This is a genomic window from Roseibium sp. (assembly GCF_025698965.1).
Taxonomy (GTDB): Bacteria; Pseudomonadota; Alphaproteobacteria; order Rhizobiales; family Stappiaceae; genus Roseibium.
In genome coordinates this window covers 1-13390 of sequence record NZ_JAILWL010000014.1, presented here as the reverse complement: position 1 = coordinate 13390, position 13390 = coordinate 1, and the positions used below count along the sequence as shown (strand labels likewise).

11 protein-coding genes are annotated in these 13390 nt (G+C 54.5%); 4 read left to right on the top strand and 7 right to left on the bottom strand.

Translation table 11 applies throughout. From position 1 onward, the window contains the following. Positions 1–414 precede the first annotated feature (414 nt). Together K5905_RS02345 and K5905_RS02340 are read left to right on the top strand one after the other, a co-directional pair. Complete coding sequence (locus K5905_RS02345; protein WP_297579889.1) at positions 415–789, top strand: thioesterase family protein; 375 nt, start codon at positions 415–417, stop codon at positions 787–789. Then, complete coding sequence (locus tag K5905_RS02340; RefSeq protein WP_297579887.1) at positions 782–1276, top strand: thioesterase family protein; 495 nt, start codon at positions 782–784, stop codon at positions 1274–1276. The genes K5905_RS02345 and K5905_RS02340 overlap by 8 nt, the downstream gene beginning before the upstream one ends. 31 nt (positions 1277–1307) lie before the next feature. Here the strand turns inward: K5905_RS02340 and K5905_RS02335 are convergent, their stop codons facing one another. Together K5905_RS02335 and K5905_RS02330 are read right to left on the bottom strand one after the other, a co-directional pair. Continuing rightward, positions 1308–1874, bottom strand: a complete 567-nt coding sequence (locus K5905_RS02335) for a hypothetical protein (protein ID WP_297579884.1) — start codon at positions 1872–1874, stop codon at positions 1308–1310. Positions 1875–2009: 135 nt separating this feature from the next. Continuing rightward, the gene (locus tag K5905_RS02330; RefSeq protein WP_297579932.1) at positions 2010–3647 is read right to left on the bottom strand and encodes a cisplatin damage response ATP-dependent DNA ligase; all 1638 of its coding nucleotides are present in this window, start codon (positions 3645–3647) and stop codon (positions 2010–2012) included. A gap of 175 nt (positions 3648–3822) precedes the next feature. Between K5905_RS02330 and K5905_RS02325 the strand changes: the two genes are divergently transcribed. Continuing rightward, positions 3823–5889: a DEAD/DEAH box helicase gene (locus K5905_RS02325; RefSeq protein ID WP_297579882.1), complete on the top strand. Its 2067-nt coding sequence runs from the start codon at positions 3823–3825 to the stop codon at positions 5887–5889. Positions 5890–5960: 71 nt separating this feature from the next. On the opposite strand, the gene K5905_RS02320 is transcribed toward K5905_RS02325, so the two are convergent. After that, entirely contained in the window at positions 5961–6818 is an 858-nt protein-coding gene (locus tag K5905_RS02320; RefSeq protein ID WP_297579880.1) for a MipA/OmpV family protein, read from the bottom strand. A gap of 305 nt (positions 6819–7123) precedes the next feature. Here K5905_RS02320 and K5905_RS02315 point away from each other — a divergent pair, with 305 nt between their 5' ends. Continuing rightward, entirely contained in the window at positions 7124–7816 is a 693-nt protein-coding gene (locus K5905_RS02315; protein WP_297579877.1) for a TetR/AcrR family transcriptional regulator, read from the top strand. On the opposite strand, the gene K5905_RS02310 is transcribed toward K5905_RS02315, so the two are convergent. The 4 genes from K5905_RS02310 to K5905_RS02295 all read right to left on the bottom strand — a co-directional run bounded on the left by K5905_RS02310 (position 7803) and on the right by K5905_RS02295 (position 13305). After that, the gene (locus K5905_RS02310) at positions 7803–8246 is read right to left on the bottom strand and encodes a DUF4440 domain-containing protein (protein ID WP_297579875.1); all 444 of its coding nucleotides are present in this window, start codon (positions 8244–8246) and stop codon (positions 7803–7805) included. The two genes, K5905_RS02315 and K5905_RS02310, sit on opposite strands and share 14 nt — an antisense overlap. A gap of 324 nt (positions 8247–8570) precedes the next feature. Beyond that, the gene (locus K5905_RS02305) at positions 8571–11900 is read right to left on the bottom strand and encodes a hypothetical protein (protein WP_297579872.1); all 3330 of its coding nucleotides are present in this window, start codon (positions 11898–11900) and stop codon (positions 8571–8573) included. Next, positions 11900–13051 carry a cyclophane-forming radical SAM/SPASM peptide maturase GrrM/OscB gene (gene grrM / locus K5905_RS02300; RefSeq protein WP_297579869.1) on the bottom strand — a complete coding sequence of 384 codons (1152 nt, stop codon included), beginning with the start codon at positions 13049–13051 and terminating at the stop codon, positions 11900–11902. Before grrM ends, K5905_RS02305 begins: the two co-directional genes overlap by 1 nt. Before the next feature lie 5 nt (positions 13052–13056). Then, positions 13057–13305, bottom strand: coding sequence for a hypothetical protein (locus tag K5905_RS02295; protein WP_297579866.1), 249 nt, complete (start codon positions 13303–13305; stop codon positions 13057–13059). Positions 13306–13390 lie beyond the last annotated feature (85 nt).

Here is a 13390-nt window from a genome sequence, read left to right as displayed (position 1 = left end):
ATTCCCTCCAAATGCGCTTCAAGGTCACCTGGTTTTCGGGACGTTATCCCCGATCAGCGGCTTGTTTGAAGTATGTTTGCATCATGGATTGCACGCAAGTCAAACCATGCTTTTGACCAACACAATCATGCGGACCCTCCATTCCCGGCAAACACCCACTTTGCGTTGTCTGGTCCTTAATACTTTTCAAAACACAACCTAGAGAGAGGAAAGCAGACAAAACTCTCAACCCTGCATTTAACAAAAAACTTCCGCAGTTGATTTTTCGTCTCTAAATACAGCCAATTGATCAAACGATATATTTTGTCCACAGAGAATATTTCTTATTGATAAATTCACGAAAAGGCGTCAACAAATAAAATTGTACGACTTTGCAACCATTAAATAAAATCACTGAGCGCACGAATCTACAGGATGACAATTCAAGAGACCCTTTTTTCATTTGTTAATCGCTGGGAATGCGATGAGAATGACCATCTAAACGTTCAATATTACTTTAGTCGGTTTGAAGAGGCTGACCGACAATTCCGACTGCTGTCCGGGCTGAGTGAGACACTGGTCGGTGCGCGGCGCGTACGGCACGTGCGTTATCACAAGGAACTGCGCACGGGCGATCTGATCACAGTCCAATCCAGCATTGCCTTTGACGGCCCCCATATGCTGACGGTTGTCCATGAAATGCGGGATGGCGCAACCGGCGCCCTTGCCGCGACAGCACTTGACGGTTACGAGCCGAGTGCCAGCACCGCAAAGACCTTGCGTCAGAGATTTCCAGACACCAATGATTGAAGAGGCTGCCCCCAGGGGAATACAAACCGGACCAGGTGGACTTCGGGCAACTCTTCCCGGGCTTCTTGCAAAAGAGGCTGGCATCTGTTTTCGCGGAACTGTTTTGCCGCGCGATATCGGCGTTGACGGCAAGGCGGACGACCAATATGCGTTGGCCTGCTGCACCGATGGTGTCGCCCACGTTTGGGAACGCACCCCAATGACCCGCGCCTTTCTTGGCGAAAACGGGTTCGGACGTGTTGCTGTGGAGATGAAACTGACCTGGGCAACGCCGTTGAAGACGGGAGATGCCGTCGTGGTAGCAACGGGTTTCACCGGTGTCGGATCGAAATCCTTTAACATGCGTCACCACCTGTTTGAGAGCCGGACCAAACGGCTGGCGGCAACGCTGGATGTCGTGGCGCTTATGATGGACCTGACGTCCCGCACTTCAGTCCAACTGCCTGAAGATACTCAAAACTGCATCTCCAAGATGCTCATTGATTAGAATGGCATCTGCGAAAGACGCGAGGCGATTGTTATTGGTTGCCTTCGTCTTCGAAGTCCTTTTGAAGTTCGCGCACCATGCCAAAGAGGCGTCGCATGGCGCTTTCGGTAAATGTCAGAACCTTTTCAAGCTCCTCGTCTGCCTGTTCGAGACCGGTTGTCTGATCCTCAGAACTGCTATCGGGACCTGTTTGCGTTCCTGTATCCGGCGTGGTGCGATCAAGCGCTGATCCCGGCGGTAATTGTTTTCCCTCGCCGCCGTTACTGCTTTCAAGGTGTTCCAGTCGCGCGGTCAGACGATCCACTTCAGCGGCAAGGTCATTGATTTCGGCAAGGTAAGCATCCTCGGCCAAAGGCACCGGATTGCAGCGCCATGCCGTATTCTGCTCCCGGCAAATGGAAACGGTACCGTTTTGCCGGTCAACTCTCAGAATGTCACCGTCAACTTCCACCAGGGAAAACCGGCCCGGTTGTCCTGACGTTGCCCCTTCGGCTTGCTCCGGCGTGACCGTACCTTCGGCCATTGCAGCGGCTGTCATCATAAATGCAGCCAAGGTACCTGCGAGCAATGATGCGGGCATACGCTTGTTGAACGTCATAATGTCTCTCCGACTTTCGGAATGGCGAACCACCGGTGTTCACTCACCCGATGGTTGCCACGATTCCATGACCAAAGCACGGCCTTTAGCTGTTTTTCAGCTGTTATCGTGAATCTGCGCATCCTTGGTATTTTCTCAAGGCAGCAGTGCTTCAAGATTTTCGATCCGGTCCGCTTCTCCAGTTGGCTTGTCCCAACGCAGCCTGGAAATACGAGGAAACCGCATGGCAACGCCGGACTTATGACGCGTAGACCTGTTCAGTCCTTCAAATGCCACTTCAAGAACCAGCCCGGTTTCCATATCGTGCTGAACTTCTCGAACCGGGCCAAATCGGTTCACCGTATTGTTTCGCACAAATCTGTCTATCTCGCGCAGTTCCTCGTCGGTGAAACCAAAATAGGCCTTGCCGACCGGCACCAATTCAGGACCGTTGTCGCCGTCTCTCCAGACCCCGAAAGTGTAGTCTGAATAGAAAGAGGACCGCTTTCCATGGCCGCGCTGAGCATACATCAGCACCGCATCGATCAGAAACGGTTCACGCTTCCACTTGAACCAGAGACCTTTTGGACGACCGTTCACATAGGATGAGTCCCAGCGTTTGAGCATCACGCCTTCCACCACTGCTGCGTTATCCTTATCCAGGAATTGCCCCGGGTCGGCACGTGCGGCTGCGATTTCCTGCCAATCGCCGACGCTCGTCAGCGGAGACAGATCGATTCGAGGATCCTGAAGGGATGCGATGAAGGTCGACAGCCGGTTCCGACGCTCTGAAAAGGGTAGCCCACGAAGATCTTCTCCTTCCAGATGCAGCAAGTCATATGCCCGTATTGCCGCCGGATAGGATTTAACGAGTTTCGGCCCGGCCGTTTTCCGGTTCAACCGCTTCTGCAGGTCGGAAAAAGGAAGCACCCTGCCGTCCTTTATGATCAGGAGTTCGCCATCGATGCAGGCATCGAAGTCCAACGCGTCCAGGAGGTCGGGAAAAGCCCTTGAGATTTCTTCGCCCGTCCGACTGTAAAGCCGATTGACGCTCTCGCCGGTCTGCGACCTGCCGGCGGCAGCCTGGACACGAATACCGTCCCACTTCCATTCAACGGCAAAATCACTCGCCACCAGTTGAGCGAGGTCTTTGTCCTCATCCAGCGGATGAGCCAGCATGACAGGCCGGAACGGTGCCGGATCGTCATTGTCAGGCGGACCTGTCCTGCCTTCCACCCAGGCGAACAAGACTTCGTAGGGCGGTTCAAGTCCGTGCCAGACTTCTTCAACCTGCGAGGTCTCTAGATCGCCAAGCCGGGCCACAGCCGTCTTGGCAAGTCTGGCCGAAACCCCGACCCGAAGTCCACCTGTCACAAGTTTCAGCAGTGCCCAACGCCCGGTATCGTCCAGATCATCCAGCCAGGCAGTCAACAACCTTGGAACATCGGTCTTGCCTGCCCGCTTAAGCTGGTCGACCACTTCCGACAAGGCAAGCATCTGAGATTGCCCGTCCGTCGCTAAATTTTGCGGCCACATGAGCGCGATGGTTTCGGAAAGATCACCGACAAAATCGTAGGACAGCGCAAACAATTGAGGATCGGTCCGCTCGCTGATGAGAGATCTGAGAAGCGCGGGCTTTGCATGTTTGAAGTTCAGACCGCCGGTGAGCGCCGCCAGGGCATATCCCCTGTCGGGATCCGGTGTTTCCAGAAAGTACCGCATCAACAGCGCCTCCTTGGCAAGACGCCGTGGTTCCAGAGACAACCTGTCAAGCAGCTGGGAGAAAGCTCTCATGAACAGAGAAAAACCGGGAACGAGCTCAATTACAAGACCAACGCCAACAGCGGGATGGACGTTCTGGTCTTTTCCCTGTATAAGCCGCGCCCATCCAATGGCTGATGCAACCTCGGCCCGATCCGGTAGACTGCTGACTGGCACGCAGATGATCCGGAGCAGTTGAAAGATTTCTATGACTGATTTGACGTCTCTCGCCCCGGCCCTGTCGGCCGCGCTGGCGAAACGAGGCTATGAGAGCCTCACTCCCGTACAGGAAAGCGTCCTGAATGAAACTCCGGCGGAAGCTGACCTGCTTGTGTCGGCACAAACCGGTTCCGGTAAAACCGTTGCCTTTGGTCTCGCTCTGGCCCCTACTCTGCTTGGCGACCAGGAACAGCTCGGCAAGGCAGGGGCGCCGATAGCCCTGGCAATTGCTCCGACCCGTGAGCTTGCTCTTCAGGTGAAAGAAGAACTGACCTGGCTCTATAATGAAGCAGGTGCCGTAACCGCTTCCTGCGTTGGCGGCATGGACCCGCGTACGGAACGGCGGACATTGGACCGTGGTGTCCATATCGTGGTCGGCACCCCCGGCCGCTTGCGTGATCACATAGAGCGAGGCTCGCTCGATCTTTCCGAAATTCGTGCCGTCGTGCTCGACGAGGCCGATGAAATGCTCGACATGGGCTTTCGCGAAGATCTTGAGTTTATCCTTGATGCCGCGCCGGAAAACCGTCGCACGCTGATGTTCTCAGCGACTGTTCCGAGGCCGATTGCAGAACTTGCCAAACGTTTTCAAAAAGATGCAGTCCGTCTTTCAACCATCAATGCCCGCGAACAACACGGGGACATTGAATACGTCGCGCATCCGGTTGCGCCGAACGAGCGTGAAAACGCAATCATCAATGTGCTCCGGCTGCATGAAGCCGAGAAAGCAATTGTCTTCTGCTCGACCCGTGAAGCCGTCAGCCGCCTGACCTCACGCCTAGCCAACCGGGGCTTCTCGATCGTGTCTCTTTCCGGCGAGCTCAGCCAGGAACAGCGCTCCAGCGCCCTTGCCGCCATGAAGGACGGACGAGCCCGGGTGTGCGTGGCCACCGATGTTGCCGCCCGCGGTATCGACTTGCCCAATCTTGACCTTGTGATTCACGCTGACCTGCCCACGGGGAAAGCCGCCCTTCTGCACCGTTCAGGCCGTACCGGCCGCGCCGGGCGCAAGGGAACATGCGTGTTGATGGTGCCTTTCCCGCGGCGGCGCCAGGCAGAACGTGTTCTGAACTTTGCCGGGGTCAAGGCAACCTGGAAAGGAGCGCCGACAGCCGATGAAATCCGGGCGATGGATAAGGAGCGTCTCCTGGCCGATCCGGCGCTTTCCGTCGAGCTGGAAGACGAAGATCGGGCAATCGCAATGGAACTTCTGGCTGTCCACAGCCCGGAGCAACTAGCCGCCGCGTTCGTCAAGCTCCGTCAGTCGCGCCTTCCGGCCCCGGAAGAGATTTCCGAGCTCAACGATTCCTTCCTGAAGGGTCGCGACGCAGGCGCCCGCGGAGGCCGCAGCGCGGAAATCACCGGCAAATTCGAGGACGGTGTCTGGTTCTCCTTGTCTCTCGGACATCGCCAGCGGGCTGAACCGCGCTGGATCCTGCCAATGATCTGCCGGGCCGGTCACGTGACCAAGAAAGAAGTCGGTGCGATCAAGATTTTCCAGAACCAGCTCTATTTCGAGATCGCAGGCAAGCATGGTGAACGCTTCGCCGAAGTCATCAAACGGGATGGAACCGGTGAGGACAATGTCGTCATCACCCTTCTGGATGCACGCGGTGGCAAGATCCCGAACCCACCGAAAGAAGACGATGATCGTCGTGGCCGTGGCGGCCCTCCACAGCGCCGTCCACGTAGAGGTGACGCGCCGGACTACGAAACAATGGGCCGTGAAGACACCTTGAAATCCGATCGCCCCAGACGAGGACCAAAGCGTGACTTTGATGGGCCACGTGGCAAGAAACGGCGTAATTTCGGCGATGATGATCGTGCTCCGCATCACCCGGCATATGAGCCACTGGATCCGAAAGCACTGGCGCGGGACCTTGACGGCGAAGACCGAAAGCCCCACGGCAAACGTCACCCTCAGGCAACTGACGAAGGTGATCAGTTCCGCAAGCCGAAAAGCAGGACAGGATCAAAACCGTCTAAGCCGAAAAAGAAAGCTGCGAAGAAAAACAAGCCTTCCCGCTCTGAACGCAAAGCAGCAAAAGCGAAATAATGAATTCCAGCCGGCGGCACTTGTCCGCCGGCTTTTTTTCGAAGGTGGCTCCCCCATCCTGCCCCCGTTTTCTAGAACGAATACGATATGCCAAGACCGCCGGAGAATTGATCGGCTGATCCTTCCTGCTTGACGATAGGACTGTCAGCTGCATCTCCCAGCAACCGGGAGTATTGCGCCCGACCTACAATTCCCCATCGCTCGGTCAAATTAAAGCTGGCGGTTGCCCCCAAACTGACATCCTTGACACCACCCGATGCAGAATAAGCTGCAAGGCCGGATTGGCGGGAGCCTTTTCCGGTCACGCCAAAGTAGGTGTCCATGTAGCCGTCACTTGCCAGGCCGACCGACGTATCAAGGCCGAGGCGTAAACGCTCGGTCGCGGCGACCATATAGGATACTCCGATTGAACCGCTGACACCTTCATGTACCCCGGAAACGTCCGCCATCAACTCGGCTGAAATCTCAAGCATGTCGGATTGCGCCAGCAGGGCGTTGAATTGATAGGTCGCAAATCCACCGACTTCAAATGCTCCGTCAATCGTTTCCAGACGGTCGACCACCTTGTTGGCAGTACCGTCCCGCCCCATGTCGTAGCCGATCGACGGACCAAACTGGAACGCCGCATCCGGCCGCAAATTCAGCGATGCCTCCGGCCCCTTTATTTCCAGTCCAACACCGTATGCAGTCAACTCGGCAAAGAAAAACGGCATGGCGGCATATTCCGTTGCCCCTTCATAATCCGGCTCCGCACCTCCACCGAGAACGACAAACCCGTGAAAACCTTCAGACTGATTTTCTTCCGCCCCATCCAATTCGACCTTATCCGCAGAACCCGCCAAATCGGCAGCCCATGCGGGAGCCACCGCACTTCCGACCGCAACCAGTTTCAATCCTGTAAAAAACGCAATTTCCGTGATGGTGCGCAATGCCCAAGCCTCCGTCCAACGCCCTGCCCCGAGTTCGACACCCGGTACTCCTCATGATCTGGAGCGCCGGTTCGCAGGACGAATTTGACGATGAGCGGTCGGAACAGAAACTCGCATTTCTCGATTGCAATTTGCGCCTGTCCCGGCGCGCACTCGAAGGATTATCCGATTGTTTTTAAAAACTAAATTCGAATTTCCCGAAAATTATTCCGGCTCGTTTCTCTTGAACCGCTCGCGTTCCGGTCACATTTCTGTCCAATCTGCTCCCCGTATAACTGCCTAGTGGATGTGAAGAGGATTAATTGGTGCCCGTACAATTGGAGCCCGGACAAAGGCGTCGGCCAAAGCAGCTGCGTTCGCGGATGATGGTGGAGGTAACCATTGAAGCCGCGCGGCAGGTTTTCGCAGAACACGGCTTTGAAGCTGCCACGACAAATCAGATAGCGGCACGTGCTGGCATCAGCATCGGTTCGCTCTACCAGTACTTTCCAAACAAGGACGCGCTCATTCTGGAGGTTCAGAAAGCTCATCATGGTGAAGTCCTGAGTGTCATCCGGGCCGCGATGGATCGATCCAGAAATCAGCCTCTGAAGACAGCGATCAGAACAATCATCGGCGCCAATCTGAATCTGCATCTCAGGACGCCGCAATTGCACGCAGCCTTCGAGGAGTGGATCCCCACTCAGTCGAGGCATGTTGACCGTGACAGCTTTCAGAACGAAATGGCTAAGACGATAGGTGATTTTCTGGCTTCAAGACCGGAGATCCCAAACAATTCAAATCTCGATTCCCTGATATTCGTTATCATGAACATGGTCCGGTCGATCATGCATGCGGCGGTTCAGGACAACAAAGCCCATCACGACCGTGACCGGATCCTCACTCATCTTTCCGACAGTATTCTGGGATGTCTACCCGTGGTCGATCACGTCGCCGAACAAATGGACGCCGGTTCGTCACACCTTCCCGGTGCTGACAGTTCTTCTAGTCGTTTATGATACAGGCGATGACCCAATCGGCACCATTTTGAACAAGCTGATAGTGGCACGTGAACTCGAACACTGCTTCGCCATCTGCAGTCTCCTGGGTCCAGTCCAGGCTCACAAGGGCCGCCGACCCACTGACATGACTTGAGCTCACGTGGAAATCGGAATGCGTAACGCCTTCCTTTTCCAGAGCTTTCAAGAGCGCATCGATGTTTTCGATCAGTTCGTCATCGTTGTTGAAGACATGGCCCTTTTCGTGTTGCCAGATCGTGGCTGGCATCGCAAAGCAATCACAGATCCTGTCAACGTCGTAATCGTTGAATCCAGCCTGGTAGTCGTCAAACAATTGCGCGATCGCTTCTTCCGCATCATCGTTCGATCCGGTTCGCGCATCATTGTCCTGACCATTGTCAGATCCTGAAAACTCATCGTCATGTGCCATGACTGCCTCCCCAAAGGAATACCGTCTCAAGTTTCCGTCCTGCCGGCCAGCGAATCTCACATTGCATGCGGACTGACGGTATCCTTGCCGTCGTCATAACCTATCATATTGAGCAAGCGGGTGTTTCGTCCATTCAATTTGCGCTGTTGAACGAGTGTATTTTCCAGGTCGACCCGTGAGTGTGTAACTTTGATATGCCACCTGATCGTATTGAATAAACGAAGCGGATCACTGAGGAAGCAAGGGAGACGGCAAACGCCAAGAAGCTTCCGATTGTCCTTTCGCCAACCGGTGGCATCTCAAGGACCGATAATGGAGGGGATATCAGTTTCCGTCACTGTTGGCAGGTAGCCAGCAGGGCCGCTCAGCTTCCATACGCTGAACAAAGGGAGCCACTTTTACAAATCTCATGTTGGTGCTTCCCTCAGAAGTCCAGACAAAGAGTGGTGAATTGACGAGGCCACCGGGGCCAAAAGCCGGACCGGATGCACCTGTCTTCATGGGTTCAAAATGGCGGCTGCCTTCAGGCGGCTTAACGCAGTTGAAGTGTGCAATCACGCCCTTCATGTCGGGCAAAACCTCTATTCGATCCGCAGGTTGATTTCCGACAGTTACGACAGTTCCGCGCCATAGCCGTTCTCCTGACAGGACCAACTTGCCGGGGCGCCCTGCCTCAAGAGCCAGAACGTACGGGTTTTTTTGCGCTGTCTCATCAAATTCGGGATAAAAATAAGGCGCCTTGATGAAATCGAAATTGAACCTCGATGTAATTTCATCCATCCGCCTTGGAAGCTTCAATTCAAAACTCCAATGCGTCACCGGATTTTCAGAGGCAAGCGTATCCTGGTCGATTTCAGATACCACTCTGCCGTGAGACTGCAGCCGCGCAGCGATTGTCTTGGGTTCCGCCACCGGACACAACTTGGTGAAGTCATTCAGGAAACGCGTTCCGGAACGCCTGATTTCATTGGGCTGAATCCAGCAAGCCTTGATGTTCAAAGTCACGCGTTTCCACCAGCTCGGCACACTGATCACCGCGGCAAACCTGTGCCGGCTCGACATGTAACCGCCTGCAGGCATTTTATTGGGACGCACCGCCCAACCAAAAATGGCATTGTCGATACCCTTGATGGTTGGCAAGTCGCTGAACCCGATCACAGACGGATTTGAAAGCACCGCCGCAACGTCCTGAAGTTGCTTGTGTTGCGCCGTAATCTCTCCCTTACCGGCCGGCAGCTTGAGAAAACCTGACAGATCATCCTTCAGGCTTGCGGAATTCAGTTCAAGATCCTCGCCCTCACCTGCCCGTGGACTAACCGTATAAACAGCGACATCGGATTTGCGCGTGTCGATCCATTGCCTGAGATGGCAGGCGATATAGGCTTCCGACATGTCTGTTATTTCGTCATCCAGCAAAGCAACCAGCGTGAGACATTTCTGCACGACGGCGTCCGCCGCCGGATCTTCCGAGACGCTTTGGAATATTTCGTCGCAATCGGATGGATCGTTTCCGAACTCTTCTTGCACAGCCCAGAATACGTTGGAGAACGGGAGGTCGATTTGACGCCAGACCGTGTCCAGAAAGCTCTCTTCTCCTGTATACTCCAGAATATCGTTCTTGAGTTTGCAGCGTTTTTGAGAAACCGCGATCTGGCACCCCGTTACCGCGCATCCATCAAGTGTCACTTCAAGAAAGTCGGTAATGCTCCGCTCTGTTGATACGTAGCCGGGTATGCCGTCCCGCAATCTTTCGTAGATAAATCTGGCCAGCAAATCATGCGTTGCGCGACCTCCTTCGACGAACAGGAAGGCACACCGATAATACTCGCTTATGATGGCGTCTGCCTGCATTGATGCCTGTTGATTTTTCACCGCAGATTTACGGCAATGCTCGATACCGTCCTCCATCGGCGGGAGCAGATGAGCCGTTGCCGCCAGATGCTGTTGACGGACATCAAAGTCTCTTTTCAGAACGGATTGAAGTTCGCCGATATTCTCAGGTCCCGGCAGATATCTGTCGAAGTTCATTAGAGTTTCAAACAACTTCCGTTCGAAACCGGCAATTGCTTCAGTTTCGCTGCCGAATGCCGCCTTTTCGGACGCAGGCAGTTCGGTCATGGACTGCATGAAAACCGCCATCTCGCGCCAGACCAAGATCAAACGAATGAGCGCACGCTTGTATTCCGGATCGAGGAGGGTCGGGGGTGGTCCCACCGAAGGTGGAGGCCCGTTTCGAGGGCGCTGAGCAACATCAGGCTTGCGCGTTTTTGGCAGCTTACCGGTAGTGTTGCTTTCACCTGTTGTGACATCGTTTGGGAGAGAATTGCTTGCCAGCGCAAATTCTTCCCCACCTGGTTTTGGAGGTTCGCTTGTCTGCCTGACGTCAAGCTGTCCCTGCGGTTCTTGTGCTTCCGGTGGCGGCCCTTGTCCGGGCGGACCGGCGAATGCCAGATTTCTCTGAACCGAATATCGAACCGCGTTCACATAGTGTGCTCGCCTAAGCGACTTTCTGTAGCCGCTTCCAAGTGCACCTCCCCCTGTTTGTTCATCGGCGAAGTCAGGCACCCGGTTTTCGACACGCCATTTCAGACCGATGCTTTCCGCAATTCTGTTCAGACAATCGCTTTCTTCCAGGCCGAACTCTGCGCAGGTGAGCTTTATTCTGGGATGAAAAGATATTGCCGTGAAAAACGCGTTGAGCAGTTCCCGCCTCAAAAACCAGTCAAAAGCTATATTTTCCTTGGGATCGACGGGGTTCACCAGGCGGCCTTCGAAATTGAAGGCTTTCGACCTGGTTTGGAGCACACTTGTCAGAAACTGCTGTATTTCACGCTGCCATGACCTCAGGAGTTCGACATCGTCCGCCGAGCGCTTTTCGAGGAAGACGCGAATTGCCTCACAATCCTCTATCATGGTGGCATCCTGGTCGATCACATCGAGGCATTGACCCGCGGTTTCCAGGTAAGTGTCCAGTTCCTGAAAGGAATTTGCCATCTCGACAATGAACACACCGGTTCCCGGATATGTCGTTTGTTCCTTGAAAGGCATGACGACGGCATCAAAATTCAGTCTGTAGAGCGTATTGCCCTCCAGGTCATGACCGTCATCGAGCAAGGTATCCATCAGGTCGGTGCGAAGACGCAGGCGCAGTTTGTCCAATTCGCGAATTCGCTGAGCCAGACTGGCCGCCGGGCTATCGCCAGATGTTGAGACCTGCGCGGATGATGTGACAGTCTCACCGCGTTTTGATTGATCTTTCGGTGCGCCGGGCCCGGCAGCGGGACCACCGCCGGCCAACGCTGCAATCAGCTTTAGGGAATCTTCCGTTTCCGTTCGAGACTGACTTGTAGGGCGCCCGATTTCCCGAAGGACTTCCGGCTTGTTTGTTTCGGCCAGCAACTGTTCCAGCCAGTTTGCCTGACTGAACCGGTCATTCACCAATCTTTCACGCGTATACAACTGGGGTGGTTCGATCGAGAGAACGCCAGACAACGGGGGGCCTGAGATCTTTGTCATGCCCCATTCGTAAACCGGGCGCCCGAAAATGACTGCGCCGACAACAGCAACCATGATCAGCACCATAACCCAGTCACCGAGCCGCCCCAAAAGTGCTGGACGAAGGCCTTTCAACAGGTTGCCGAGCCATGCCCACATTATCGCAGCTCCATCTCACGCGGTTGCTCGGGAACACGTCCCGAGCGCTGCTCCATGAAATCGAGCGCAACATCAACATTCGCCTGAATTGTCAGCTGGCAATAGAGCGTTTCCGTTCCATCGAAGCGACCGTGCTCAAAATACTTGTTGGCAGGTGCTCCTCCCCCGCAGACATCGAAGTAACCACAGCTGCGCGCGCATGCCCTTTTGCCTTCCTCAACCTCGCGCTTCAGTTGTTGAAAAGCAGGACTCAACAGAATTCGCTCAACCCCGCCGTCGCAAACATTCGCGAATATGAAGTTGTCGCGCGCGTGATCGGTCACGCCGATCAATTCGGGAGAAAAGGTCGACATGCCACCATCAACTGCAATCGTTACGATCGCCAGCGGCGTGTTCTGAGTGTTTCGCATTCCGTTCTTGCGCATGTTTGCCGCCAGTGACTGCACGTTCTGCAGTTCACGTACATTGATGGGAACCGGCAAACGGTCGGATAATTCATAAAAACGCTTCAAAAACTGCCTGTACCGGGAAACCGCAGTATCATCATTTTCAAAACTGCTGGTCTCGGTCTGCCCCTCTATTTCTTCAATATTGAAGGCCACGTCATGCAGGTCATTGTCGGCATAGAACTCGATCAGCAATTCCGGATGGGGCAAAATATCCGTGGTCAGAACCGAAATGATGTGGAATGGATAACCCGCGCTCTTCAGGGTTTCGACCCCCTTCATTGTCAATGCGTGGCTACCCGTTCCCCGGCGCGTCTTACGGCGGCGATTGTGAAACTCGGCCGGGCCGTCAAGGCTCACCCCGATTTGCACGTTCCAGTCCTGCCACAGCTTCAGCCAATGATCCGTAACGCCTACACCGTTCGTCTGAAACCCATGGTTCAAAGGCGTTCCCCCGCTCTCCCGCCGCAACAGCTCAAAGGCGTTGTGATACCATTTTGGGGGAACCGTCATGGGCTCGCCCGCATGCCAAATGACTGCAGGTCGTTGTGCCTTGGGCATCGGGGCAAGAATGTACCGCGCTATTGCGCGCAGAACGTCTTCGCTCATTACACTTCGAAGATCACGATGCGGCAGGTAGCAGTAACTGCAATTCAAGTTGCAATAGGGCGTCGGCTGCAAAATCAGAAGCGACGGAGCCGACATTGGAATCACCAGTTCCCCCAATTCTGCCAGTTCTGCCAAATGTTGGGCCAGTTACTCCATTGGGCAACTTGCTTCATTTCCTGGTTCTCTTTCAGCACTCCACCCAGTTTCGACAGGCGATCTCGCAAAGTGACCTGCGCAGCTAACACTTCCACAGTTTCAGCGCGCAGTGCAGAATCCCAATCTTTTTGAGCTGAAGCTTCCGCCGCAGGACAAATTGCCATTAAAAGCGCGAGGGCAGTAGTCGTACGCATAATACCTCCAACTTACGCAAAGGATGCTAAGTTTTGAAAAAATTAATTTAAAAATCTACGCAAAGTAATTGTAGCACAAATTCTC

Bases quoted from the DNA above. Each gene is read 5' to 3' on its own strand.
- K5905_RS02345 (WP_297579889.1), top strand. From the start codon at position 415: ATGACAATTCAAGAGACCCTTTTTTCATTTGTTAATCGCTGGGAATGC.
- K5905_RS02340 (WP_297579887.1), top strand. From the start codon at position 782: ATGATTGAAGAGGCTGCCCCCAGGGGAATACAAACCGGACCAGGTGGA.
- K5905_RS02335 (WP_297579884.1), bottom strand. From the start codon at position 1,874: ATGACGTTCAACAAGCGTATGCCCGCATCATTGCTCGCAGGTACCTTG.
- K5905_RS02330 (WP_297579932.1), bottom strand. From the start codon at position 3,647: ATGAGAGCTTTCTCCCAGCTGCTTGACAGGTTGTCTCTGGAACCACGG.
- K5905_RS02325 (WP_297579882.1), top strand. From the start codon at position 3,823: ATGACTGATTTGACGTCTCTCGCCCCGGCCCTGTCGGCCGCGCTGGCG.
- K5905_RS02310 (WP_297579875.1), bottom strand. From the start codon at position 8,246: ATGGCACATGACGATGAGTTTTCAGGATCTGACAATGGTCAGGACAAT.
- K5905_RS02305 (WP_297579872.1), bottom strand. From the start codon at position 11,900: ATGTGGGCATGGCTCGGCAACCTGTTGAAAGGCCTTCGTCCAGCACTT.
- grrM (WP_297579869.1), bottom strand. From the start codon at position 13,051: ATGTCGGCTCCGTCGCTTCTGATTTTGCAGCCGACGCCCTATTGCAAC.
- K5905_RS02295 (WP_297579866.1), bottom strand. From the start codon at position 13,305: ATGCGTACGACTACTGCCCTCGCGCTTTTAATGGCAATTTGTCCTGCG.